Genomic DNA, 22,955 nt, shown 5'->3' with positions numbered 1-22,955 from the left:
ACACCGCGCCGCGCTATCGCACGGCCGACCCGCCACCGGCGATAGTGCATGGGCAACCCGCACCGACCGTGGCACCATCGAGGACATGACCGTGCCGGAGGTCCTGCGGCCCTACGTCACCTCGCTGGTCGCCTACGACGTGGACTTCGGGGCGCCGGGGGTGCACCGCGGGATGCCGTCGACCGAAGTCACCTTCGTGCTGCCGGTCGACGACCCGCTGGTCACCTCCTGGGGGAGCGGGACGGAGCCCGTGACGGCGTGGTCGCTGGTCTCGGGCCTGCACACCCGGTCGGCGGCGATCCACCATCCCGGGCATCAGCGGGGCGTGCAGCTGGGGCTGACCACTGCCGGGGTGCGGGCGTTGTTCGGGATGCCGGCCGCGGCCTGGCGGGGTGAGCTCCTGGCGCTCGAGGAGGTGACGGCACCTGGTGGCGTACGGCATCTTCCGGAGCGGCTGGCCGAGGCAGATCCGCGGCGCTGGGAGCGGTTGGTCGTGACCGGCCTGGTCGACGCGCTGGCTCGGCACGGCGAGGCGGGGCCGAGAGCCGAGGTCGGGCGGGCGCTGGCGCTGCTGACCGGGGGAGCGGGGGTGCAGGAGGTGGCCGACGACGTGGGCTACAGCCGCCGGCGGATCAGCGACCTGGTGCGCGCGGAGACGGGGGTTGCGCCGAAGCAGTTCCAGCGGCTGGCACGCTTCGACCGCTCCCGCGGCCTCGTCGTCGAGCGGGTGTCGCTGGCGGAGACGGCGAGCAGATGCGGTTACGCCGACCAGGCGCACCTGACGCGGGAGTGGCAGGAGTTCGCCGGGTGTACGCCGACGACATGGCTGCGGGAGGAGTTCCCATTCGTTCAAGACCTCGCCGACCGCTGAGCGGTTGACTCGAGGCATGAACGAGGTAGCGAAGATCAAGTACTGGCAGTCGATGGCGTTCCGGGACGCCGAGGCGATGATGACGTGGCTGAGCGCCGTCGGCTTCGTCGAGCACGCCACCTACCGCGAGGGTGGCATCGTGATCCACGCGGAGTGGCTCTGGCCCGGCGGGGGAGGGCTGATGTTCGGGCAGGTACGCGAGGACGGCGGCATCAAGTCCACCGGCGGCTCCTCGGCCTACCTGATCGACGACGACCCCGACGCCGTCTTCGAGAAGGCGGTCGCCGCCGGCGCCACCGTGGACCGGCCGATGGTCGACCAGGACTACGGCGGCCGCGGCGGCACGGTCACCGACCCCGAGGGCAACTCCTGGTCCTTCGGCAGCTACCAGCCCTCCTGATCGCAAGGCGATATCGCACACCCTGGTCGTCGGCGGCGATAGCGCACCAACCGCCGCTGAGACGAAGAGGGCCTTGCGCGAGCGACCCTTTAGCCTTGGATGCATGAGAAGGACCGGGGAAGCAGGGGGAGGGCAGTCGACTCTGACCGGCCCGGTCGAGATCGTCGGGGTCGGGCTGCTCGGCACCTCGGTCGCACTGGCGTGCGCGGCGGCCGGCGTCGACGTGCTCCTCAGCGACTCGGTCGCCAGCCACGTACGCACCGCGACCGGCCTCGGCGCCGGCCGCCGGCGCAAGCCCGGCGACACGCCGCAGCTGGTCGTCGTCGCGGTCCCGCCGGCCCACCTCGGTGAGGTGATCACCCGAGCCCTCGCCGACAGCCCGGGCGCGGTCGTCACTGACGTCGGCAGCGTGAAGGCGTCGCCGCTGGCGTTCGTGCGCGAGCACGGCCCGGACGACGTACGCCGCTACGTCGGTGGCCACCCGATGGCCGGCAGCGAACGCTCCGGCCCGCTGGCCGCGACGGCGACCCTGTTCGAGGGCCGGCCGTGGGCGGTCACGCCGCACACGGAGGCCGATCCGGGCGCCACCGAGCTCGTCGAGCAGCTCGCCACGCTGTGCGGCGCCGTGCCGCTCACCCTCAGCCCGGAGGAGCACGACCAGGCGGTCGCCCGCACGTCCCACGTACCGCACCTGATGGCCGCCCTCGTGGCCGGCCGGCTCGCGGTGGCCCCCGAGGGACACCTCGGCCTCAGCGGCCAAGGGGTGCGCGACGTGACCCGGGTCGCGGCCGGCGACCCCGGCCTCTACGGGCAGATCGTGGCCGGCAACGCCCGGGCGGTGACCGACTTGCTCACCGAGGTGCGCGCCCAGCTCGACGAGATGATCACGGCCGTCGGCACCGGTGACGCGGCTGCCCTGGACGTACTGCTCAAAGAAGGTCAGGCCGGGACACGAGCGATCCCGGGTAAGCACGGCGGCCCGCAGACCGCGCAGGCGAGCGTCTATGTCACGGTTCCCGACGAGCCCGGCAACCTGGCCCGGCTCTTCGCCGACGCGGGGGAGAGCGGCGTCAACATCGAGGACGTACGCATCGATCACGACCCCGGTCGCCCGGTCGGTGTCATGGAGCTGATCGTGGCCGACGACGCGGCCGACCGGATGCAGGCGGTTCTGGAGTCCCGGGGTTGGGTCGCTCACCGGTAGGCTCCCGCCCGTGAGCAGCAGCAACCCCATCAGTGACCCCGTACGCATCGTCATCGCCGTCGACGGCACCTCCGGCTCCGGGAAGTCGAGCACCTCGCGCGGGGTCGCCGACCGCCTGGGGATGCGCTACCTCGACACCGGTGCGATGTACCGGGCGATGACCTGGTGGATGCTCAGCAACGACATCGACGTGCACGACGCCGACGCGGTCGCCGCCGCGGCCGGCAAGCCGGTGATCACCTCCGGCACCGACCCGCTCGGCCCCACGATCGCCCTCGACGGAGCCGACGTATCGGTCGAGATCCGCAGCGACCGGGTCAACGCCGCCGTCTCCCCGGTCGCCACCGTCCCCGAGGTCCGCGCCCGCCTGATCGCCCTCCAGAAGCAGGAGATCGAGCAGACCCTCGCCGCCGGCTCCGGCATCGTGGTCGAGGGTCGCGACATCGGCACCGCGGTCTGGCCCGAGGCCGACCTGAAGCTGTACGTCACCGCCGACCCCGCCGCCCGCGCCGCCCGCCGCGCGGCCGAGGAGGGCGGCACCGACGCGGAGGCCGTCCGTGCGTCGCTGGAGAACCGCGACAAGATCGACTCGACCAAGGGCGGTGCGGCGGTGCCGGAGGGCGCCACGCATCTCGACACGACGCCCTACACGCTGGAGGAGGTCATCCAGCAGGTGATCGAGCTGGTGCAGAAGGCTGGGGAGTGAGCGACCTTCCGCGCACGGATGGAGTCGAGCACCCCACCCGCTGGCCGCTCTATCACCTCAACGTCTACGCCCGGTGGCTGATCCGGCGCCGATTCGACGTCCGGCTGCACGAGACAGCCAACATCCCGGCGACGGGGCCGGTCGTCTTCGCCTCCAACCACATCGGCATCATCGACGGTCCGCTCCTGGCGATCTTCACGCCACGTCCGGTGCATGCGCTGACCAAGCTCGAGATGTTCGAGCACTGGTTCCTCGGTCCGTTCCTGCGCTGGGCGGGCCAGGTGCCGCTCTACCGGCTGGGCAGCGACCCGGCGGCGGTGAAGACGACGCTGCGGGTCTTGCGCGAGGGCAACGCCGTGGGGATCTATCCGGAGGGCCACCGGGGCGCGGGCGACCTGGCGCGCTTCAAGCGAGGGGCGGCCTACTTCGCGCTGGTCTCCGGTGCCCCGGTGGTGCCGGTGACCATGCTCGGCAGCCGCGACCCGGGTGGCGGCGTCTCGTCGTTGCCGCACAAAGGTGCCCGGATCGACATCGTCTATGGCGAGCCTTTCCACGTCGAGCGCGTAGGCTGGCCGCGTACCAGGGAACAAGTCGGGCATGTCTCGGGTTTGCTCCAGAAGCACATGCAGGTCCAACAGGACCATGCCCTGGCGTTGACCGGTCGCGAATTGCCCGGTCCGCTACCTACCGAGGAGAACGATGACTGACCCCGACGTTTCGTACGAAGAGGTACGAGACACCACCGAGACCGACGAGACCCCGACCGGCCCGCTGCCGGTGCTGGCGGTCGTCGGCCGCCCGAACGTCGGGAAGTCGACCCTGGTCAACCGGATCATCGGCCGCCGCGAGGCGGTCGTCCAGGACGTACCCGGCGTGACCCGCGACCGCGTCTCCTACGACGCCGACTGGAACGGCAAGGCGTTCACGCTGGTCGACACCGGCGGCTGGGACCCCGACGCCCAGGGCCTGGCCGAGCGGATCGCCGCCCAGGCCGAGATCGCGGTCTCCCTGGCCGACGCCGTGCTCTTCGTGGTCGACGCGACGGTCGGCATCACCGACGCCGACGAGGCAGTCGTACGCATCCTGCGCAAGTCCGGCAAGCCGGTCGTCCTGGCCGCCAACAAGGTCGACGACCTGCGCACCGAGGCCGAGGCGGCCGCGCTGTGGAACCTCGGGCTCGGTGAGCCCTGGCCGGTCTCCGCGCTGCACGGCCGTGGCTCGGGCGACATGCTCGACGCGATCCTCGCAGTGCTGCCCGACCCGCCGCCGCTCCCGGAGGGCGCCGAGATCGGTGGCCCGCGAAGGGTCGCGCTGGTCGGCAAGCCCAACGTCGGCAAGTCGTCGCTGCTCAACAAGCTGGCCAAGGAGGAGCGGGCGGTCGTCGACAATGTCGCCGGCACCACGGTCGACCCGGTCGACGAGCTGATCGAGCTCGGTGGCCGCGAGTGGCGCTTCATCGACACCGCCGGGATCCGCAAGCGGGTCAAGGAGGCGTCGGGCCACGAGTACTACGCGTCCCTGAGAACCACGACCGCGATCGACCGCGCCGAGGTGGCCGTGCTGGTCCTCGACGGCGGCGAGAAGATCTCCGAGCAGGACATCCGCATCCTGCAGACCGTCCGCGAGGCCGGCCGCGCGCTGGTGATCGCTTTCAACAAGTGGGACCTCGTCGACGAGGACCGCCGCTGGCAGCTCGACCGTGAGATCGAGCGCGACCTCGTGCAGGTGCAGTGGGCGCCGCGGATCAACATCACCGCGCGCACCGGCTGGCACGTCGACCGGCTGGTCCCGGCTCTCGACAAGGCCCTCGAGGGCTGGGAGACGCGCATCGGCACCGGCGCGCTCAACTCGTTCCTGGGTCGCCTCGTCGCCGAGCACCCGCACCCGGTCCGGTCCGGCAAGCAGCCGAAGATCCTCTTCGGCACCCAGCCCTCGACCGCGCCGCCGACGTTCGTCCTGTTCACCAGCGGCAAGCTCGACGCCTCCTACGAGCGCTTCATCGAGCGCCGTCTGCGCGAGGAGTTCGGCTTCGTCGGCACCCCGATCGTGCTCCAGCAGCGGGTTCGGGAGAAGCGCAAGCGCTAGTCGCCGGCAGCGCAACGAACAGGCCCGCAGGTCACCGGTGGTGACCTGCGGGCCTGCCGTACGTTCTGGGCTGCCTGTGTGGGCTGCCGGGCTAGGCGGCGGAGCCGTCCGCTGTGACCGAGGGAGCCTTGACCTCGAGGCGCTCCAGCACGCCCTGGTAGAGCTTGGTCAGGGCGGCGACCTCCTCGGGGGTGAACGCGTCGAACATGACCTGGCGGATCAGCTTCACGTGCTCAGGGGCGGCCGCCTCGATGGCCTCGAGCCCGGCCGGGGTGAGGTCGACGTAGGCACCACGCCGGTCGTCGAGGCACTCGCGGCGCTCGACGAGGCCGCGTGCGGCCATCCGCATCACCTGGCGCGAGAGCCGGCTCTTCTCCCACTGCAGCTTGTCGCCGAGCTCGAACATCCGCAGCGACCGGTCGGGGACGTCGGTCAGGTTGACCAGGACGTCGTAGTCGGCGAGGGAGAGTCCGTTCTTGGCCTGGAGGTCGCGGTTCATGCGTGCGGTGAGCTGTGCGTTGACGGCGAGCCAGGAGCGCCACGCGACCTGTTCGTCGTTGCTGAGCCACTTGACCTCGTCCATGAGGTACACCTTACCGAGTCGGAACCGGCGTCTTCAGCAGCACCGCCCGCTCCCGCAACGGTTGATGCAGCAACTAGACTCGGGTGCATGAGGAGCGCACGATGAGCATCGACATGGACTTCATCACGAAGGACCGTGAGCGGATCAAGCAGGAGTACCTCCGCGAGGAGGGCGCCCGCCCGGCCAGCACGGCCCGGGGGATCCACCACACCGCGCTGCTCTCCTCCGACGTACGCAGGTCGATCGACTTCTACCAGGGGCTCCTGGAGTTCCCGCTGACCGAGATCTTCGAGAACCGCGACTACGCCGGCTCCGACCACTTCTTCTTCGACGTCGGGGCGGGCAACCTGCTGGCCTTCTTCACCCTCCCGGGGCTCGACCTGGGTCCGTACGCCGAGGTGCTCGGCGGGCTGCACCACATCGCGATCTCGGTCACCCGGGAGAAGTGGGACTACCTGCGCGCCAAGCTGGACGACGCGAAGGTCGACTACATCGTCGAGTCGAAGTCGTCGATCTACTTCAACGGACCCGACGGCGAGCGGCTCGAGCTCCTCGCCGACCCCCTGGGGGAGATGTACGGCACCAAGGTGCTCTGAGCCGTCGCCGATCCGGTCACGGACGATCGAACGGGTCCTCGGGCACCTCGAGCTCGAGCTGCTCGGCGTAGACCTGCTCCTCGGCCCGCCGGTCGGCGAGCCACGCGGTCAGCGCCACCACGACCAGCTGCGAGCGGGACTCCGCGGCCATCTCGTGGACCATGGCATCGAGCACGTCGACGTTCGTTGCCAGCAGGCGCAGGGGCATCGTGACGTACGGGTCCTCGAGGCGTTTCGGCTGCGGGACGGTGCGCAGGAAGGTGCCGTCGGAGACGGGCCTGGTCTTCTCGCGCAGCGCGGCCTGGTGGGCCCGCAGGAGGACCGGGAGCCGGGGGCGGGTCGCGGCGACGGCGTCGAGCATGACGTCGACCAGCGAGCGCGGGACCTCTTGGCTGTAGGTCTTCCACTGCGCGGCCAGCGATGCCGGCACGGAGAGGCTGATCGCCTGCACCGGCATCCCCTGACGCCGCCCAGCGCCCTCCCGCTTCGACCTCGTGCGGTGGGCAGGGGTGCCCTTGCGGGAGATCGGGTCGAGCTTGCCGGAGAGCGCTGGGCTGTCGGTCGAGTCGGTGCTGGTCGGGGCTGTGTTGGATGGGGAAGGTGTATCCGACACGGTGTGCTCCTGTGGTGGGTGTGATCCATGTGTCAGGAGTGATTGTGTCGGACACCACCGACAGTTTGGTGAGGGTGGGTGTCAGATCACCAGGCTCAGCGCCAGCACGAACACCAGCCCGGACACCGAGAGCACCGTCTCCATCAGCGACCAGGACTTGATCGTCTGGACCACGTCGAGGCCGAAGTACTCCTTGACCAGCCAGAACCCGGCGTCGTTGACGTGCGAGAAGAACACCGAGCCGGCGCCGACGGCCAGCACCACGAGCGAGACCTCGGCGGTGGGCATGTTGGCGACCAGATCGACCACCAGCGAGGAGGCGGTGATCGTGGCGACGGTCGCCGAGCCGGTGGCGAGGCGGATGAGGACCGCGAGCACCCAGGCGAGGACGATCGCGGAGACGCCGGATCCCTGGGCCCACTCGGCGAGCTGGGTGCCGATGCCGGTGTCGATCAGCGACTGCTTGAACCCGCCGCCGGCGGCGACGATGAGCACGATGCCCGCGATCGGCGGGAGCGACTGCTCGACGGTCTTGGCGATCTCACGGCGGTCCATCCCGGCGCCGCGGCCGAGGGTGAACATGGCGACGACGACCGCGATGGTCAGCGCGACGAGCGGGTAGCCGATCACGTCGAAGATCTGCTGGACCTGGTTCTCCGGGTCGTTGACGACGATGTCGACGATCGCCTTGGCGAGCATCAGGACGAGCGGCAGCAGGACGCTGAACAGGGTGACGCCGAAGGAGGGGCGGCGAATGTCGCCGGAGCCTTCGGTCACCGGCGAGGCGTCGAAGGTGTGCGGCGCCTCGACGACGACCCAGCGGCCCGCGAGCCGGCCGAACAGCGGACCGCTGACGACGATGACCGGGATGGCGACGAGTACGCCGAGCGCGAGCGTCGTGCCGAGGTCGGCCTGGAGCGCTCCGATGGCGGCCAGCGGACCCGGGTGCGGCGGCACCAGGCCGTGCATCGCGGAGAGGCCGGCGAGGGTCGGGATGCCGACCGTGATCAGTGAGACCTGGGCGCGACGGGCGACCAGGTAGATGACCGGCATCAGCAGCACCAGGCCGATCTCGAAGAACATCGGCAGGCCGATGATCGCGCCGACGAGCGCCATCGCCCACGGCAGCGTACGCACCGAGGACTTGCCCACGATCGTGTCGACGATCTGGTCGGCGCCGCCGGAGTCGGAGAGGAGCTTGGCGAACATCGCGCCCAGCGCGATCAGCAGGCCGACGCCGGTGGCGGTCGAGCCGAAGCCTTCGCCGAAGGAGGTGATCACGTCCATCACGTTGCGCCCGGACAGCACGCCGACCGCGATGCCGCCGAGCAGCAGCGCGAGGAACGGGTGCAGCTTGACGTAGGTGATGAGGACGACGATCAGCGCGATCGCGGCCAGGGCGGCGGCGAGCAGCACGCCTCCTGAGGCGACCGGTGCGACCGGCTCGATCGCGGCGGCGAGGATGTTCATGCGGATTCCTTGTTCAGGTTCGAAGTGGGGTTGAGGGTGGCCAGGTAGCGCTCGACGATCGCATCGATGTCCTGATCGATGTCGATGGTCGTGCCCTGCTCGTCGGGAGCGAGGGGCTCGAGGGTCGCGAACTGCGAGCGCAGCAACGAGGGTGGCATGAAGTGGCCCGCACGGGCGGCGAGGCGAGCCTCGACCACCTCCGGGGTGCCGCTGAGGTGGAGCAGCCGGAGGCCGCGCGCCCGACGGTGGAGCAGGTCGCGATAGCTGCGCTTGAGCGCCGAGCAGCTCAGCACCGCACCGGTGTGCTCGTGCTCGGCGAGCCAGCCGCCGAGCGTGTCCAGCCAGGGTTGCCGGTCGTGATCGTCGAGCGGACGGCCCGAGGCCATCTTCGCGATGTTCTCCGGCGGGTGGAAGTCGTCGGCGTCGGCGAAGGGGACCCGGAGGCGCTGGGCGATCGCCGCGCCGACGGTCGACTTGCCGGAGCCGGAGACTCCCATGACGACGAGGAGGCGGTGTCCTGAGCCTGTCGAAGGGGGGTTCTGTGTCACGCGTCACAGCGTGCATCAAAAGGCATCCGTTTGGCAAGGCGAGGCGGTGTAAAGGATTCTGATTGCGGCCGACTGGGGGATGATGCGACGATGCGACCGTGACGACTTCGAGCGGTGAGTCCGCCCATCGACTGCACCAGAGCGTCCGGGACGCCTTGGGACGCCAGATCGTCTCTGCCGAGCTGCCGCCAGGCTCGGTGCTCACGCTGGAGGGGATCCAGGCGACGTACGAGGTCTCGCGGCCGGTCGCGCGGGAGGCGGTGCGTGTCCTGCAGTCGATGAGCCTGGTCACGACGCGGCGACGTGTCGGGATCACCGTCCTGCCGCGGCAGGAGTGGAACGTCTTCGACCCGCTGGTCATCCGCTGGCGGCTCGACGGTGAGGGCCGGCGCGAGCAGCTGCTGTCGCTCTCCGAGCTCCGGCTCGGGTTCGAGCCGATCGCGGCCCGGCTCGCCGCCGAACGGGCGGAGCCGGCGCACCACGGCGAGCTGGCCCGAGCCGTGGCCGACATGGTCGTCCACGCCGCCGCCGGTGATCTGGAGGCCTATCTCGAGGCCGACACGATCTTCCACCGCGTGCTCCTCAACGCCTGCGGCAACGACATGCTCGCCGCGTTCGGCGATCTTGTCGCCGAGCTGCTCGCCGGACGTACGCACCACCACCTGATGCCGGCGAAACCGAACCCCACCGCCATCGAGCTGCACGAGAAGGTCGCCCTCGCGGTCCGCAACGGCGACCCGGACGCTGCCGAGGCAGCCATGCGGGCCATCATCGACGAGGCCGCCGAGGCCCTCGCGTCCGCTGAGGACTGAAGGGCTGCGGCGGCTTCATGGTGGCCTCAGTCCGTGAACGCCACCTTGTCCCGCTGGTGCACCGGGACGGTCCTGCCGCGCCGCGCGGCGACAAACCGGCCGAGTGCGACCAGCCCGAACCCGGCGACGAAGATCCCGAGCGCGACCACGCCGTACGACAGCGGGAACTCGCCCACCTCGAACGCGGGTGCCGACGCATCCGGCTGCAGCGTGTCGAGCATGAGGTACAGCGTCTGGAAGACGAACGCCCACAGATAGGCGATGGCGTAGGTGGTGTTGGCGGCCAGGTGGGACCGCAGGAAGTAGCCCAGCGGGAAGGCGGCCAGGAGGGTGATCACCGCGATCATCGGGGCTCACCGCCCTCGAACGCCGTCGATCGGGGAGAGGCCGCGAACATCAGGTAGACCGCGGCGACGGTCCACAGGACCGATACGCCGACCAGGATCCTGACGCCCGCTGGAATGCCTTCCACGAAGAAGGCCGGCAACCCGGTCAGGGTCGCGATGATGAGGGCGCCGGCGGCGATCCGCGCGGCGACGCGGTTGCCGCGCCATGCCACGAACACCGCGGCCAGGCCGACGATGCCGAGGACCGAGCCGGCCACGAGGACTCCGATCGGCGGCCCAGCTTCACCGTCGGGTGTCGGGAACAGGACGCTCGAGATGTTGCCGGCGCTCATCAGACCGGCCAGGACCAGGCCGACCTTCTGACGGGTGCTGGGCCCGGTGTGACGAGTGGTCATGGTGCTCATGGTGACTCCTTCGGTGAGTGGGTGTGTCCCCAACCTGCGCCTTTCGGGGTTCCTGGAGTCAGGTCCGAACCACCCGCGTCGTTCCCGAGGCATCCCGGTCATCACGGGAAACAGTTCCTGGGACGGCGTGCAGGGGCGGCGTACATGATGGGTTCATGACCGTGCGGATCCTGCTCGCCGACGACCATCCGGTCGTACGCGGCGGTCTGCGCGCGCTCCTCGAGACCATCGACGGGCTCGAGGTCGTGGGCGAGGTCGGTGACGGAGAGGCGGCCGTACGCGAGGTCCAGCTGTCCCGGCCCGACGTGATCCTGATGGACGTACGGATGCCGGTGCTCGACGGGGTCGAGGCGACTCGGCGGATCCGGGCCGCGGTGCCGGAGACCGCCGTGCTCATGCTGACGATGTACGACGACGACGCGACCGTGTTCACCGCGATGCAGGCCGGCGCCCGCGGCTATCTCCTCAAGGGCGCCGAGCAGGACGAGATCGTCGGAGCGGTCCGGGCCGTCGTCGCCGGGCAGGCGATCTTCGGGCCAGGCGTCGCGGCGCGGGTGCTCGCCCACTTCAGCGCTGCCCCTGCCCGGGTCGAGGTCCCGTTTCCCGAGCTGACCGAACGTGAGCGCGAGATCCTCGACCTGCTCGCCGCGGGGTCGCGCACCGGTGCGATCGCCCAGCAGCTGTTCCTGTCGCCGAAGACCGTGAGCAACCACCTCACCAGCATCTTCGCCAAGCTCCAGGTGGCCGACCGCGCCGCTGCGATCATCCGGGCTCGCGAGGGCGGGCTGGGTGAGGGCGGCCGGGCACCATGACGTATCCCGAGCTCGTCGGCATCGCGGCGCTCGGGCTCAGCACGCTGGTCAGCGGTGTGGCGATGCTGGGCAGGACTCGGGCCGCGGCACCGGGCGTGCCGCTCGCCCTGGGCGGGTTGGCCATCCTCGCCGGCGCCCTCGCGTGGCGGGCCGACCCAGGCCTCGCCCGGTGGGCGTTCGTCGGCGGAGGTTCGCTGTTGCTGCCGCTGGCCGTCACGGCTTACCCCCGGCTGCGCTGGCGGAGCCCCGTCGACTTCGTGGCCCTGGTGGTCGTGTGCGGAGCCGGGCTGTTCGCGGTCGCCTCGCTGAGCCTGACCGGCCCCTGGGGCTATTCCGGCGTCCTGCTGCCGGCCGGGGTCACGACCGCGGTGACCTGCCTCTTGCACATCTGGTGGAAGCTCGAGCGCAGCGACGGCGCCGACCGCCGGGCGCTGACCTGGATGGGGCTGAGCCTGGTCAGCGCCGGCGTGGTCTTCTTCTTCATCGTGTTCGCGCTGGACGGCGTGACCGGCCGGAGCACCGGAGCCGGGATCGTCTACGGCGCGGGGTTCGCGCTCTTCGCCGTCATTGGCCCCGCGATGTTCGTCGGGCTCAGGAGGCCGGAGGTCGTCGACGTACGCGGGCTCGTCGTCCAGGCCGTTGTGCTCCTGACCGCGGTCGTCGTCTACATGGCGGTGTACGCCACGATCGAGGGAGTCCTGGAGCTGCTCGGCGGTCGCCCGCCGAGCGTGGGCACGATCGCGCTCGCCGCGGCGCTGGCAGCCGCCCTGTTCCACCCGCTTCAGCTCGCCATGCGCGGCGTCATCGACGAGCTGCTGTTCGGCACCCGTCCGGACCCGCTCGGCGCCGCCGGCCACGTCGCCGAGAACATCGGTGACGACCCCGCGCTGGCGCTGCGCGTGATCCGGGAGGCCCTCGTGCTCTCCTACGGCGAGCTCCGGGTCGAGGGCGTGGTGATGGCCACCTCGGGCACGGCCGTCACCCACACCCGTACGCTGCCGCTCGACATCGGAGACGGTCGCACCGGCGAGCTCGTGGTCGGGCTCCGAGCAGGTGACCTCGCCCTGACCGCCGGCGACAAGCACGTGCTCGATCTCGCCCGGCCACTGCTCGCGCAGCTGCTGCGCGCCGGGATGCTCGCCGACCAGCTGCAGGAGTCGCGTGAGCAGACGGTCAGTGCGATCGAGGAGGAGCGGCGGCGGCTGCGGCGGGAGCTCCACGACGGCCTCGGGCCACGGCTCTCCGGGATCGCCTTCACCGCCGACGCCGCGCGCAACACGATGCGCGAGGACCCGGAGTCGGCGGCCGGTCTGCTGCGCGCGCTCCGGGCCGAGACCGGCACGGCCATCCGCGAGATCCGCGAGCTGGTCTACGGCATGCGCCCACCCGCCCTCGACGAGCTCGGCCTGGTCTCGGCCGTACGCCAGCAGGCCGAGACGCTGCGTACGCCGGACGGGCGGTCGATGCGGATCACCATCGCCGCCGCCGACCTCCCACCGCTCGCCGCGGCCGTCGAGGTCGCGGCGTACCGGATCACGGTCGAGGCGCTCCGCAACGCTGCTCGGCACAGCGGTTCGCAGGTAGCTGAGGCCACCCTCCGTGTCGATGGTGGCGATCTGGTCGTCACGGTGCGCGACCACGGCTCGGTGGGGCAGCCGTGGACCCGCGGCGTCGGGTTGACCTCGATGCGCGAGCGCGCCGAAGAGCTCGGCGGCACCCTGGAGGCGGGCTACGCCGACGGCGGCGGCCGTGTCGTCGCCGTGCTGCCCCTGTCGCCGTCAGGTTGACGGCCTTCGCCGATGACGCGCCGAGGGGATACCGATTGGTGAGCGCGTGGCGCCGTGCGGTAATGTTCGGAGCGCTTCGAGGGGAGTTATCCACTCGCAGTTTCGGGCTGTGGCGCAGCTTGGTAGCGCACTTGACTGGGGGTCAAGGGGCCGCAGGTTCAAATCCTGTCAGCCCGACCGAAGCAAACTGGCTCTGACCTGGGTAAACGGGTCAGAGCCAGTTCGCTTTTGCCGGTCTGTCACGGACGAGCCACCAAACCGGATTCTTGTCCGATCTTGTCTCGAACGTCGAACGGTTTGGTGCCTCCGTTGCGACGCGATTGCGAGGTGCGTCAGGCGCACCTCGCTCGTGTCACGACCCGACAGCGAGGAGCTCGCGACGTCGACGAGAAGGTGGCGCTTGCCAGTAGGAGTTACTCGCGCCGCTCGACGCGTCCGATCGGCGCGAGGCAGAGTACGAGGCCGATCGAAAGAAGCAGCGTCGGGAGGAAAATCCATTGCCGCTTCTCCAGCGTGGCCAACGCACAGTCGGCGCGGATGCGGTCATCGCTGATGCTGTCGCTGACCTTGTTGCGGTCGCCGACGTACGCGCGGCGCTCGTAAGTCCGGACCACAGGTGTGGTGTCGGTCGGCTCGTACCTGTCCCATACGCAGCGGAGCTTGACTGGCCGGGGGTTCTCGCTGCCGCTCCCGGCCTCGTCATAGGTGACCGAGGTGGGCCACAGAAGCAGGACGATGCCAATCAGGCCCAGGACGGTGAGGGCGATGCCGTTGGTCTTGATCTTGCGTCGCTCGGTCATGCATAGGGCATATCTCGCCGCGCGGCAGAAGGGACGCTGATCACGCGTGTGTCGCCGAGAACGGGTCCAGTTTGGCCAAAGGCGTCAATGCTTCGCCGAATCAGTAGCTCCATCGGACCCGACCAGAGTCCTCACGACGGCGATCGTCATGATGGCCAGCATAGGCGACCTATTCACTGGCCTACTGGGCGGCAGTGTGAACCGGAGCGGCGGACAGCCGTTAGCCGGTTAGGGAGCGGATCGGACTGCTGCAGGATCGTCGCAAGCATCGCGATCTTGGGCTGCAGTCAAGATGAGGGCGCGCGGTGGCGCCGTGCGGGGGCGGTGGCATGGCACTGTTTGCGTCGACAACAGGAAGCGGTCGAACAAAGTATTCGGATCGGAGACACCGATGAGACTCATGCTCGGGGTTGGGGTCGCAGGCTTGGTGCTGGGTCTGTCGGGGTGCGGGCCGTTTGATGGGGACGCAGCCTTGGAGAAAGACCTCCTGAAGATGTCCGGAGTCGAGAAGGTCGATGTCGATGACCAGCGGGTGGTGTTCTCTGACGTCAAGGAGAGCGACCTGAAACCGGTCGCCGATCGGATCGCCGAGTGGGACGACGACGGAGGTCTCGCGACCGGGCTTGATGGCTGGGATCTGATGAGCAACGGCGTGGTCGTGGGCTCTGACGTGGCGCAGCAGCAACTACCCAACGACGCCGTTGCCGGGTTCGTGGAGTTAGCGGGTCTGGGCCTCGATCGATACACCTCTGAGGAGATCAAGCCGTTTGGTTCGGGAGGGATCGATGACTCTTTCCGGGTGTCGCTGAAGGGCGTTGAGGACCCGATGGGAGTCACCATCAGTGTGCTGAAGGCACTGGGGGACCATGCGACTCGTTACGGCACGCTTTCAGTCGAGGCACCGGGAGGATTTCACGTCCTGGTGGCGATGGACAAGCTCGACGGGAGCCTGATCGGCAGCGTCGTGACGGACCTTGAAAGCCTGCCGGACTGGAGTGCCTATGACGGCGCGTCGGTTCAGGTCGGCGGCCTCAATGAGAAGCCGAACAAGATCGGACTCCACTTCAATGTTCCCTTGGCCGACACGGTCGATGCCAACAGGTCGGGTCTCGCGGCGCAGGCGAAGCTGACCAACCCGAACGACCTTTTCGTGTCGGTCACCGACGTGCCTTCTAACGGAATCCTGCTTGTGATGGGCACGGTCGCGGAGGTCGAGGCTGAGGTTGCGGTGCTCGAAGGTTTGAAGGATTCGCCGATCGCGAGCGTCACCTTCATCGGCGGTGGGACCGACACTTGGTTGGTGCTGACCGTCAAGACGCAAGCTGACCTCCTCGCCGTCGCACAGGACGCGGAGCGGGTCGGCGTCAGCCGGCTGGAGATGTCGATCGAAGGGCAGGACCCGCTCGGTGACAAGGTCGAAGGTACGCCGGCGGAGTTGATCAAGCAGCTGAGCCGCTAGGCAATGCGTGGTCGGGCATCGTCGTGTTCGGGATTCGTCAGGGGCCAGTACCCGCTGGAGTTGAGGGAGCGGGCCACGCGTTTGGCGGTGGAGGCGCGGCAAGATCCGGCGGCGCGGGTGGGTGCGGTGAAGCGGATCGCGGACCAGCTTGGGGTTCATCCGGAGGCGTTGCGGACGTGGGTGAAGCAGGCGGAGGTCGACGCCGGCACGGTGCCGGGCGGGACGAGCAGCGAGGCTGCCAGGATCGCTGAGCTGGAGCGGGAGAACCGTGAGCTGCGTCGGGCGAACTCGATTCTGAAGTCGGCAGCCTCGTTTTCGCGGCGGAGTTGGACCGTCCGACGAGGTAGAGCTACCGACGGTGTTGAAGGTCGAGTTCGTGGACGCGATGAGCGAGGTCCACGGCGGCGTCCAGCCGGTCTTGGCGGCCCTGGAAGGGTCGCCAGCTGAGATCGCGTCGTCGACCTACTACGCCGTCAAGGCCCGGCCGCCATCGGCCAGGTCGATCCGGGATGCGCAGTTGATCGAGGAGATTCGCCAGGTGTGGGTGAAGAACAAGCAGGTCTACGGGGCCACGAAGGTCTGGCACGAGTTCGGCCGTCAGGGACGCCCCGTGGCGCGGTGCACCATCGAGCGCCTGATGCGTCAGGCCGGGCTCAGGGGTGTGGTCCGGGATCAGTCACCGCGGACCACGAGGCCGGCTGCGGAGACGGAACGGCCTGCTGACCTGGTCGATCGCGACTTCACCGCGTCGCGTCCGAACCAGTTGTGGGTGGCGGATCTGACCTATGTGAAGACCGCGTCGGGGTGGGTCTATGTCGCGTTTGTCCTCGATGTGTTCTCGCGGATGATCGTGGGCTGGCAGGCATCGAGGAGCCTGTACACCGAGCTCGCGCTGGATGCGCTGCAGATGGGCATCTGGCGGCGCCAAGACGCCGGCCAGGACGTGACCGGGCTGGTCCACCACAGCGACAGGGGCGTGCAAGGCGAATTCAACTGGTCGTCGCAACACCCTGATGGTGGAGGTGTTGGATGTGACGGCCGAGGAAGCAGGCGCCGCAGGTGCCGGCCGGGGCGCGACGTCAGTGGGCTGCGGACAGGGCGATGCGGGCGCCGATGCGCTCACCCGGCCGTCCCGAACCGTCGCGTGCGGTGCAGCGGGAGTTCTGGCGCCTGATCGCATCCGGCATCACAACGGTCCAGGCCACCGAGGTCTTGGCGATAGCAGGATCCAACTAAATCAGTCTCCACAAAACCCGGGGCTTGACAGCAGCCGCCGTCCCGACATCGTGGTCATCGTCCAACGAACACGGGGGGACTGCCAGGTTCCCTGAAGGTGTCGATGCCGGCTTGACCGTCGACCGAGTTGAAGGTCTGCTGCGCTAGACGCGGCATCTCGAGCTCGGCCGCGGCCACGCCGTCACGCACTGCCCGACGACTGTTCTCGAGTACAGCCTTGATCGCGAGTGGTGCTTGGCGAGCGATCTTCTCGGCGAGCTGCATAGCTCGCGTCAGGTGGTCGCCGTCGTCCACCACCTCCTGGACCAAACCGATGCGGTGGGCTTCCTGGGCGCCGTACTCCTCGCAGGTAAGGAGCCATCTCATCGCGTTTCCCCAGCCGGCGCGCTGAGGAAGCCGGGTGGTGCCTCCGCCGAACGGGAACAGCCCCACCTGCGGCTCCAGGGTGGCAAAGCTCGACGAGGCGCTGCAGACCGCGATGTCGGCTGCGAGGACCAGTTCGATGCCCAGAGTCAGGCACTTCCCGTGCACGGCGGCGATCAGGGGCTTGGAGAGGCTCTCGCCTTCGACCTGCCATGGATTCATACCGCCGGGAGCGAGCAAGGAGTCCCCGGCTGAAACCTGGGGGGCGACCTCGCGCAGATCCATTCCGGCAGTGAAGTGTCTGCCGACTCCGTGGAGCACGCCCGCGCGAATGGAGTCGTCAGCGTCGAGCGCCGCGTAAGCGCTGGAGAGCTCGCGGATGGCCTGCTGGTTCAAGGCGTTGGCCTTCTCGGGCCGGTTGATGCCGATCACCATGACGGGGCCATGGCGCTCCACCTGCACGTAGTCGTAGTTCATGATGCTCCGTCTCTGGATTCTTCATAGAGGTTGTCGATGACGCCCGCGTAGCGGTTCAGGACAGCCCGCCGTCGCAACTTGAGCGTGGGGGTCAGGTCTCCGGAGTCGACCGACCACTGATCGGCGACGAGACGGAACCGCTTGATTCGCTCGGGCCTGGACAGACGCTCGTTGGCCAGGTCGACAATCCGCTGAGCTTCATCGAGCACGGCTGGATGACCGATCAGCTCCGACACGTCGCCCTCGAGGCCGCGCTCATCGGCGAATGAAAGAAGGGCAGGTTCGCTGACGGTCATCAGCCCGGTGACGTACCGTCTCCCGTCGCCGACTGCAACGACCTGGTTGATGAAGCTACGGCCCGCAATCTTCTCCTCGATCGCGGTGGGCGAGATGTTCTTGCCGGCTCCGTTCACGATGAGCTCCTTCTTACGGTCAGTCACGTGGAGGCGACCACTCTCATCGAGATGGCCGACGTCTCCGGTGGCGAGCCACCCGTCGACGAAGAGCCCGGACTCTTCGGTGCTCATGTTGCGATAGCCGGGCGTGTTGCCCGGACTTCGTACGAGGATTTCGCCGTCCTCCGCGATTGCGATCTCCGCCCCAGGAATGGCGTAGCCGACACTTCCTCGGCTCGCGCCGCCGATGCGCTCCCACACGGCGACGCCCGTCGTCTCGGATAGTCCGTACGCCTGGGTCAGGTCCACGCCGATCGAGCGCCAGAAGTCGCGGAGGTCTTCGGACAGTGCGGCTGCTCCGCACGCTGCGTTGACGGTCCAGTCGAGGCCGAGGTCACGCCTGAGGTCGGCGAGGACACCCTCGCGGGCCTTCAGTACTCGGACGTGTTGATCGGGAGCGAGACCGCCGCGCTGCATCAGGGGCCATGCCTCGGCGAGCACTTCACGGTCCACGGCAACCTCCGCCGCCCGGTCGGCGTAGGGCTCGGCCGAGAGCATCGTCAATGCGGCGGCACGCAGCTTCTCCCAGACGCGCGGCACCCCCATGAAGTAGCTCGGACGCTGGATACGCAGATATGTCAGTAGCTGGCTCTGATCAGGACAGAGCAAGACGTGACCGCCGGTCCTCAGCGGGAAGTAGAGGCTCCAGAGTCGCTCGGCGATGTGAGCCAGAGGTAGATAGGAGATCACCCGATACCCGCCGATGAAGTAGCCCATCTGATCGAACGCGTCGATCTCGAACCGGAGGTTGGCGTGGGTCACGATCACGCCCTTCGGCATCCCGGTGGTCCCCGACGTATAGACGTACGTCGCCACATCGTCGCCGCTCGAGCCGGCAAGTCGGCGATTGAGCTCTTCCTCGTTCGCGCCGAGACGCGCCGCGCCGTCCTCGCGCACCTTGGCCCAGGAGACGTACGCGCTGTCCGACTCTTCGTGTGGCCCTCGGACACATACGAAGCGGGCACTCAAGTCGTCGGGCAGCGCACGGCGGACGCGGTCGGCGGCAACTGTGTCCGCGGCAACCACCACGACGGGCCGTGCGTCGCCGACGATGTGCCCGAGCTGCTCCTCGGAAAGCGTCGGATACAGGCTGACGGTGGCCGCTCCGCAGAGCACGGCTGCCAGGTCTGCGACGTAGTGCTCGGCGATGTTCGGCGCCAGGATCGCCACGGTCTCGCCACGCTGCACGCCCATCTCCAGGAATCGAGACGCAACGTCCCAGACCTGCTGTCGGTACTCGGCCCAGGTGAGCGTGTGCAGGCTGTCTTCTACCAGCCAGGACAGCACCGGATGGTCCGGCGTGTGCTGTGCCTGTTGATCCAGCAGATGAACCACGTTGGACGGCTTCGAGGACTCCATCGGTCCACTACTCGCCACGGAAGTCGACGGGTCGGGGGTCGGCCATGAAGTCTCGCGATCCCTTGGTCAGCATCACGTCCACTGCGGCTTGCATATCCGCGGTCTCCAGCAGGGCCGGTCCGAGCTGCAGGAGCAGCGCGTCCGCCTCGGGAATGCCATCGGCCCGGGCCGTGCGGAGGACGCGCTTGGTGACTCGATGCGCTGCGGTCGGACCGGATGCCAGCGATGTCGCCAATGACATCGCCTTCGTCTCGAAGTTGTCCACGTCGACCACCTTGGAGACGATTCCCCACGACGCGAAGGCGTCCGCGGTATACAGCGATCCCGAGTAGGTGATGTCGAGGGCACGCGATGTGCCACACCGTTCTGCCAGTCGTTGGGTGCCGCCGAGGAACGTCACCCCGCCCAGTCGCGCTTCGACCTGCCCGAACATCGTGCCCTTCTGCGCCAGGATCAGGTCACATGCCAGGGACATCTCGAGTCCTCCTCCGAGGCACATACCCTGAACCGCGGCGACCGTCGGAACCTCCAGTCGCTCGATCTCGTGCACGACGCTCATGAAATCGGTGAACATCGTGCGTGCCTCGGCTTCGCTCATGCCTTTGAAGCTGGCCACGTCGGCGCCGGCGAGGAAGATGTGCCCATCCGCTCGTAGGAGCAGAGCCCGGCACTCATCGGCTCGCGCTTTGCTCACCTGTGTGATGAGCTGATCCATCAGACTGCTGGTGAGCACCGGGGCGCCCTCGTGGCAGAGGGTCAGGACGGCGAGGCCGTCTTCGAATTCATAGGTGACACTGGACATGTTTGACAGTTCCCATCAGGAGGTTGGGGCGACGCGAGGACTTCAGGCGGGGCCCGAGTCAGCGGCCGTCGATGTGGTGGAAGAAGTCGCGGAGAAGGTCAGCTGTCTCGCCCGGATGCGAGATGTTCGGCGAATGGCCGGCCTCGAGGCGCCTCACGCGGACGTCCTTCAGGTGCAGCGCCAGCTTCTCCTCCCAGCCTTGCTCGAGCATCCGATCGAGCGTCCCAGCCACCAAGAACGTCGGCACCGTGCTGGATGCCAGTACGTCGGGGAAGTCCCAGGGTCGCTTCTGCTCGGGCTCGACGGGGGTGCGCAGCGTGGGCGCCATCATGGACTCCCACTGACCGGGGCGAAGGCTGCTCTCCAGACGCGCCTGCGCGTGCTCCTCGTCCTGGGCGCCCGGGTGCAGGATCCAGCTGTCTATCCGCCGGGCGTCCTCGACGCTCGGGACGTACGCAGCCAGCTCCTTCAGAGCCTGCGGGGTCCGGAACGGCCCGCCGGTTCCAGAGATGCTGGTCGCGGACCTCATCCGCCATGCCGTCTCGCCGCGAATCGAGAGCCGGAGAACCATGCCGCCACCGAACGAGTTGCCAACGAAGTGCGCGTCCTGTAGATCGAGGGTGTCCAAGAACGCGGCCAGGTGGCGGAGCCGCGGCTCGTACGGATTCTCTCCGAAGAAGATTGCCTTGTCGGTCCCGCCGAAACCGAGCATCTCCGGAAGCACCAAGTAGTACTCCTCGGCCAGTCGCTCGATGAGCCGCCCATACGTGTTCAGCGCATCCCCGCCAAAGGCGCCCTCGTGGATCAGCACGACCGTAGGTCCGGATGACCTCCCGCCCTCGAAGTAACGAGTCCTGACAGGTCCCAGCTTGACGTGATGTTCTCTCAACACCGTGAGACACCTTTCAGTTGAGTCATCGGCCACGGCGGTACGGGGCCTCGACCAACGTTAGGAACCGATGACGGTGCTCCTCTAGGACTCACGCGCCAAGGCGCCGGTACGGGCGTGCCTCCGGGCAGGAGTCGTCGTGGGTTCGTTCTCGTGAGGTCGGCCCGACGCGATCCAAGGTTGGTGGTGTCCGAGGGCCAGACGCGGACCCCGAGCAAGGTGTCACCTGCTGGCGGCGCTGTGAGTTGGAGCCTATGAGCAAGGTATGCGCACAGAATCTGTTCAACGTCGCGCACCGGGGAGGAGTACCTGGCCTACGCCCGACGCTCGACGACAGAGATCACCGCACACGGCCCGGAATCCGCGCCCTCGGGGGGCGGTACAACCTCCCTGGGCATCACCGCTGATGTGTAGCGCGATTCCGATTGATGATCCGCAGGTCGAGCTGTCCCATTTGGGGCGGAGCTCTCGACGCCCGCGTTCGATGTCGGTCCCCTGGTTGTCGCTTTGAGACAAATTGTTGTCGCGTTGAGACGAGCGAACCCGATGTGACGAGCGGCACACTGCAATCAATCGGCGGTGTCGCAATCAGGACGGCGTCGAGTCGCGAACCCTCGGGACCTGAAGACTGAACGCGGGGGCGCCGCTCTCGGCGACACACGGGCCAGGAGTAGACCATGACACTTACCCAATCGGGGCTGCGACCCGCTCCCGACGAGTATGACGACGGACAGGACCGGTGGCGCTCGCTAGTTGGTGATCGTCTGGCTACCATCGACGTACGCCTGACCGGAGATCCCCGGAGGTTCCCATCGGCCACGTGTCGTGACCTGGCGGACCTCAAGATCACCGACTGGGACAGTCCGGCGCTCGAGGGCGTCCGTTCGGTTCGGACGGCGAAGCGTGAGTCGGAGGCGGTGATCTTGTTCACCGTCTTCGGCGGTAGGCAGATCGTTGAGACACCGCAGCAGGAGATGGTCCTTGGGCCAGGCGACGTCATGGTCATGAGCACCCGGGCCAGTGCCCGAATTGCCGTGCCGGAGAGGTTGAGGAAGCGCTCGGTGCGGATACCAGCGATCGCACTGTCGTCCTTCGACACGGGGAGTGGGATCCCTGAGTGTGTGCTGCTGACGACGGCGCAACATCCGTTGGCGGGTCTCGCGCACGACTATCTGTTGGGCATGGGCCGGCAGATCGGCCGGATGTCGCCGGAGGAGGTCCAGGGTGCTCGTCACGCGTTGCTTGCGCTCACCGACGGTTTGATCCGCTCGAGCCGTCCCGACGAGACCGGGTTCCTGCCGCTGCTGCGTCGGCAGCTCGAGACGTGGATCCTGGAGCATCTCGCTGCCGGCCCCATCAGGGTGCAGGACCTCGCTGTGGCGCACAATGTCGCGCCACGGACTGTGCATCGCGCGTTTGCGATCACGGGGGAGACGGCCGGATCCGTCGTTCGGTCCTATCGCATCGCGGCTGCGCGCTTCGACCTGGTGAACACTTCCTCCGCCGTCGGGACCATTGCCCATCGGTGGGGGTTCTGCGACACAAGTCATCTGGGCCGTGAGTTCCGACGGGAGTTCTCCATGTCGCCCAGTGACTACCGCGAGGCTCACTCCGTTCTGTGGGCAGTACCGAGCGAGCCGACCGGCCTGTCTCCCTCTCAGGCGTCCTCGGGATCTGGGTATCCAGGGGCGGACTGATTCGCACGGGGATTTCGTTCCGCACTCTTGACCGGGTTGGGAACGATGCCGAACAAACTCAGAAGAGATGCGTGAGCGCAGCGGATGGTCGCTGAGGTGCTGCCGGACCGTCCGAACCAGATGTCTGCGATCCGTCACGTCGCGGAGGAGGTTGGCTGAGGGAATGTCGTGTACCTGGGC

Annotated in this window: 24 protein-coding genes, 1 tRNA gene and 1 pseudogene; 15 read left to right on the top strand and 11 right to left on the bottom strand. The window is 68.3% G+C overall.

The window, feature by feature from the left end:
* Nucleotides 1-85 precede the first annotated feature (85 nt).
* The 6 genes from ACIA03_RS06445 to der all read left to right on the top strand — a co-directional run bounded on the left by ACIA03_RS06445 (nt 86) and on the right by der (nt 5,266).
* A complete protein-coding gene (locus ACIA03_RS06445; protein ID WP_396980406.1) occupies nt 86-871 on the top strand; it encodes a helix-turn-helix domain-containing protein in 786 nt (261 codons plus the stop codon).
* A 16-nt stretch (nt 872-887) separates the two neighbouring features.
* Nucleotides 888-1,271, top strand: a complete 384-nt coding sequence (locus ACIA03_RS06440; RefSeq protein WP_396980404.1) for a VOC family protein — start codon at nt 888-890, stop codon at nt 1,269-1,271.
* Between the two features lie 103 nt (nt 1,272-1,374).
* On the top strand, nt 1,375-2,475 hold the full coding sequence (locus tag ACIA03_RS06435; protein ID WP_396980402.1) for a prephenate dehydrogenase: 1,101 nt from the start codon (nt 1,375-1,377) through the stop codon (nt 2,473-2,475).
* A gap of 10 nt (nt 2,476-2,485) precedes the next feature.
* Nucleotides 2,486-3,181 (top strand): (d)CMP kinase, encoded by a 696-nt coding sequence (cmk, locus tag ACIA03_RS06430; RefSeq protein WP_396980400.1) that lies wholly within the window; start codon nt 2,486-2,488, stop codon nt 3,179-3,181.
* The gene (locus ACIA03_RS06425) at nt 3,178-3,888 is read left to right on the top strand and encodes a lysophospholipid acyltransferase family protein (protein WP_396980398.1); all 711 of its coding nucleotides are present in this window, start codon (nt 3,178-3,180) and stop codon (nt 3,886-3,888) included. Before cmk ends, ACIA03_RS06425 begins: the two co-directional genes overlap by 4 nt.
* Nucleotides 3,881-5,266 carry a ribosome biogenesis GTPase Der gene (gene der, locus ACIA03_RS06420; protein ID WP_396980396.1) on the top strand — a complete coding sequence of 462 codons (1,386 nt, stop codon included), beginning with the start codon at nt 3,881-3,883 and terminating at the stop codon, nt 5,264-5,266. The genes ACIA03_RS06425 and der overlap by 8 nt, the downstream gene beginning before the upstream one ends.
* A 91-nt stretch (nt 5,267-5,357) precedes the next feature.
* Here der and ACIA03_RS06415 read toward each other — a convergent pair whose 3' ends face one another.
* A complete protein-coding gene (locus ACIA03_RS06415; protein ID WP_396980394.1) occupies nt 5,358-5,849 on the bottom strand; it encodes a MarR family winged helix-turn-helix transcriptional regulator in 492 nt (163 codons plus the stop codon).
* Nucleotides 5,850-5,950: 101 nt separating this feature from the next.
* Here ACIA03_RS06415 and ACIA03_RS06410 point away from each other — a divergent pair, with 101 nt between their 5' ends.
* On the top strand, nt 5,951-6,445 hold the full coding sequence (locus ACIA03_RS06410; protein WP_396980392.1) for a VOC family protein: 495 nt from the start codon (nt 5,951-5,953) through the stop codon (nt 6,443-6,445).
* Between the two features lie 16 nt (nt 6,446-6,461).
* Here ACIA03_RS06410 and ACIA03_RS06405 read toward each other — a convergent pair whose 3' ends face one another.
* From ACIA03_RS06405 to ACIA03_RS06395, 3 genes are all read right to left on the bottom strand, one after another.
* Nucleotides 6,462-7,058, bottom strand: coding sequence for a hypothetical protein (locus tag ACIA03_RS06405; RefSeq protein WP_396980390.1), 597 nt, complete (start codon nt 7,056-7,058; stop codon nt 6,462-6,464).
* An 81-nt stretch (nt 7,059-7,139) separates the two neighbouring features.
* Entirely contained in the window at nt 7,140-8,528 is a 1,389-nt protein-coding gene (locus tag ACIA03_RS06400; RefSeq protein WP_396980388.1) for a GntP family permease, read from the bottom strand.
* The gene (locus ACIA03_RS06395; protein WP_396981774.1) at nt 8,525-9,025 is read right to left on the bottom strand and encodes a gluconokinase; all 501 of its coding nucleotides are present in this window, start codon (nt 9,023-9,025) and stop codon (nt 8,525-8,527) included. The genes ACIA03_RS06400 and ACIA03_RS06395 overlap by 4 nt, the downstream gene beginning before the upstream one ends.
* Nucleotides 9,026-9,174: 149 nt before the next feature.
* Between ACIA03_RS06395 and ACIA03_RS06390 the strand changes: the two genes are divergently transcribed.
* Nucleotides 9,175-9,888, top strand: coding sequence for a FadR/GntR family transcriptional regulator (locus ACIA03_RS06390; protein WP_396980386.1), 714 nt, complete (start codon nt 9,175-9,177; stop codon nt 9,886-9,888).
* 26 nt (nt 9,889-9,914) lie between these two features.
* Here ACIA03_RS06390 and ACIA03_RS06385 read toward each other — a convergent pair whose 3' ends face one another.
* Nucleotides 9,915-10,235 carry a hypothetical protein gene (locus tag ACIA03_RS06385; protein ID WP_396980384.1) on the bottom strand — a complete coding sequence of 107 codons (321 nt, stop codon included), beginning with the start codon at nt 10,233-10,235 and terminating at the stop codon, nt 9,915-9,917.
* Entirely contained in the window at nt 10,232-10,639 is a 408-nt protein-coding gene (locus ACIA03_RS06380) for a hypothetical protein (RefSeq protein ID WP_396980382.1), read from the bottom strand. Before ACIA03_RS06380 ends, ACIA03_RS06385 begins: the two co-directional genes overlap by 4 nt.
* A gap of 155 nt (nt 10,640-10,794) precedes the next feature.
* Between ACIA03_RS06380 and ACIA03_RS06375 the strand changes: the two genes are divergently transcribed.
* The 3 genes from ACIA03_RS06375 (at nt 10,795) to ACIA03_RS06365 (ending at nt 13,415) form a co-directional block, all read left to right on the top strand.
* Complete coding sequence (locus tag ACIA03_RS06375) at nt 10,795-11,451, top strand: response regulator (RefSeq protein WP_396980380.1); 657 nt, start codon at nt 10,795-10,797, stop codon at nt 11,449-11,451.
* Nucleotides 11,448-13,238, top strand: a complete 1,791-nt coding sequence (locus ACIA03_RS06370; RefSeq protein ID WP_396980378.1) for a histidine kinase — start codon at nt 11,448-11,450, stop codon at nt 13,236-13,238. The genes ACIA03_RS06375 and ACIA03_RS06370 overlap by 4 nt, the downstream gene beginning before the upstream one ends.
* Before the next feature lie 103 nt (nt 13,239-13,341).
* Nucleotides 13,342-13,415: transfer RNA gene (locus tag ACIA03_RS06365), tRNA-Pro, on the top strand.
* A 236-nt stretch (nt 13,416-13,651) separates the two neighbouring features.
* Here ACIA03_RS06365 and ACIA03_RS06360 read toward each other — a convergent pair.
* Nucleotides 13,652-14,038, bottom strand: coding sequence for a hypothetical protein (locus ACIA03_RS06360; protein ID WP_396980376.1), 387 nt, complete (start codon nt 14,036-14,038; stop codon nt 13,652-13,654).
* Nucleotides 14,039-14,429: 391 nt separating this feature from the next.
* On the opposite strand from ACIA03_RS06360, the gene ACIA03_RS06355 reads away from it, so the two are divergent.
* The 3 genes and pseudogenes from ACIA03_RS06355 to ACIA03_RS06345 all read left to right on the top strand — a co-directional run.
* Nucleotides 14,430-15,497 carry a hypothetical protein gene (locus ACIA03_RS06355; protein WP_396980374.1) on the top strand — a complete coding sequence of 356 codons (1,068 nt, stop codon included), beginning with the start codon at nt 14,430-14,432 and terminating at the stop codon, nt 15,495-15,497.
* A 3-nt stretch (nt 15,498-15,500) separates the two neighbouring features.
* A complete protein-coding gene (locus ACIA03_RS06350) occupies nt 15,501-15,944 on the top strand; it encodes a transposase (protein WP_396980372.1) in 444 nt (147 codons plus the stop codon).
* Nucleotides 15,883-16,467 (top strand): annotated as a pseudogene (locus ACIA03_RS06345) (IS3 family transposase); the annotation flags it as partial. The gene ACIA03_RS06350 and the pseudogene ACIA03_RS06345, both read left to right, overlap by 62 nt.
* Nucleotides 16,468-16,787: 320 nt before the next feature.
* Here the strand turns inward: ACIA03_RS06345 and ACIA03_RS06340 are convergent.
* From ACIA03_RS06340 to ACIA03_RS06325, 4 genes are read right to left on the bottom strand one after another with little or no spacing between them, the layout of a single operon-like run.
* Nucleotides 16,788-17,573 (bottom strand): crotonase/enoyl-CoA hydratase family protein, encoded by a 786-nt coding sequence (locus tag ACIA03_RS06340; RefSeq protein WP_396980370.1) that lies wholly within the window; start codon nt 17,571-17,573, stop codon nt 16,788-16,790.
* Nucleotides 17,570-19,387, bottom strand: coding sequence for an AMP-dependent synthetase/ligase (locus tag ACIA03_RS06335; RefSeq protein ID WP_396980368.1), 1,818 nt, complete (start codon nt 19,385-19,387; stop codon nt 17,570-17,572). The genes ACIA03_RS06340 and ACIA03_RS06335 overlap by 4 nt, the downstream gene beginning before the upstream one ends.
* A gap of 7 nt (nt 19,388-19,394) precedes the next feature.
* Nucleotides 19,395-20,189, bottom strand: a complete 795-nt coding sequence (locus ACIA03_RS06330) for an enoyl-CoA hydratase/isomerase family protein (protein ID WP_396980366.1) — start codon at nt 20,187-20,189, stop codon at nt 19,395-19,397.
* Nucleotides 20,190-20,247: 58 nt separating this feature from the next.
* Nucleotides 20,248-21,000: an alpha/beta fold hydrolase gene (locus ACIA03_RS06325; RefSeq protein ID WP_396980364.1), complete on the bottom strand. Its 753-nt coding sequence runs from the start codon at nt 20,998-21,000 to the stop codon at nt 20,248-20,250.
* Between the two features lie 1,001 nt (nt 21,001-22,001).
* Here ACIA03_RS06325 and ACIA03_RS06320 point away from each other — a divergent pair.
* The gene (locus ACIA03_RS06320; RefSeq protein ID WP_396980362.1) at nt 22,002-22,775 is read left to right on the top strand and encodes an AraC family transcriptional regulator; all 774 of its coding nucleotides are present in this window, start codon (nt 22,002-22,004) and stop codon (nt 22,773-22,775) included.
* Nucleotides 22,776-22,955: the final 180 nt, after the last annotated feature.

Source organism: Nocardioides sp. NPDC051685 (assembly GCF_044453405.1).
Taxonomy (GTDB): Bacteria; Actinomycetota; Actinomycetes; order Propionibacteriales; family Nocardioidaceae; genus Nocardioides.
The sequence above is the reverse complement of the archived record's forward strand: the minus strand, read 5'-3'. Positions and strand labels throughout refer to the sequence as shown.

Bases quoted from the DNA above. Each gene is read 5' to 3' on its own strand.
- ACIA03_RS06375 (WP_396980380.1), top strand. From the start codon at position 10,795: ATGACCGTGCGGATCCTGCTCGCCGACGACCATCCGGTCGTACGCGGC.
- ACIA03_RS06370 (WP_396980378.1), top strand. From the start codon at position 11,448: ATGACGTATCCCGAGCTCGTCGGCATCGCGGCGCTCGGGCTCAGCACG.
- ACIA03_RS06445 (WP_396980406.1), top strand. From the start codon at position 86: ATGACCGTGCCGGAGGTCCTGCGGCCCTACGTCACCTCGCTGGTCGCC.
- ACIA03_RS06410 (WP_396980392.1), top strand. From the start codon at position 5,951: ATGAGCATCGACATGGACTTCATCACGAAGGACCGTGAGCGGATCAAG.
- ACIA03_RS06385 (WP_396980384.1), bottom strand. From the start codon at position 10,235: ATGATCGCGGTGATCACCCTCCTGGCCGCCTTCCCGCTGGGCTACTTC.
- ACIA03_RS06435 (WP_396980402.1), top strand. From the start codon at position 1,375: ATGAGAAGGACCGGGGAAGCAGGGGGAGGGCAGTCGACTCTGACCGGC.
- ACIA03_RS06395 (WP_396981774.1), bottom strand. From the start codon at position 9,025: ATGGGAGTCTCCGGCTCCGGCAAGTCGACCGTCGGCGCGGCGATCGCC.
- ACIA03_RS06330 (WP_396980366.1), bottom strand. From the start codon at position 20,189: ATGTCCAGTGTCACCTATGAATTCGAAGACGGCCTCGCCGTCCTGACC.
- ACIA03_RS06440 (WP_396980404.1), top strand. From the start codon at position 888: ATGAACGAGGTAGCGAAGATCAAGTACTGGCAGTCGATGGCGTTCCGG.
- ACIA03_RS06400 (WP_396980388.1), bottom strand. From the start codon at position 8,528: ATGAACATCCTCGCCGCCGCGATCGAGCCGGTCGCACCGGTCGCCTCA.
- ACIA03_RS06355 (WP_396980374.1), top strand. From the start codon at position 14,430: ATGAGACTCATGCTCGGGGTTGGGGTCGCAGGCTTGGTGCTGGGTCTG.
- ACIA03_RS06350 (WP_396980372.1), top strand. From the start codon at position 15,501: ATGCGTGGTCGGGCATCGTCGTGTTCGGGATTCGTCAGGGGCCAGTAC.
- ACIA03_RS06380 (WP_396980382.1), bottom strand. From the start codon at position 10,639: ATGAGCACCATGACCACTCGTCACACCGGGCCCAGCACCCGTCAGAAG.
- ACIA03_RS06335 (WP_396980368.1), bottom strand. From the start codon at position 19,387: ATGGAGTCCTCGAAGCCGTCCAACGTGGTTCATCTGCTGGATCAACAG.
- ACIA03_RS06360 (WP_396980376.1), bottom strand. From the start codon at position 14,038: ATGACCGAGCGACGCAAGATCAAGACCAACGGCATCGCCCTCACCGTC.
- der (WP_396980396.1), top strand. From the start codon at position 3,881: ATGACTGACCCCGACGTTTCGTACGAAGAGGTACGAGACACCACCGAG.
- ACIA03_RS06340 (WP_396980370.1), bottom strand. From the start codon at position 17,573: ATGAACTACGACTACGTGCAGGTGGAGCGCCATGGCCCCGTCATGGTG.
- ACIA03_RS06415 (WP_396980394.1), bottom strand. From the start codon at position 5,849: ATGGACGAGGTCAAGTGGCTCAGCAACGACGAACAGGTCGCGTGGCGC.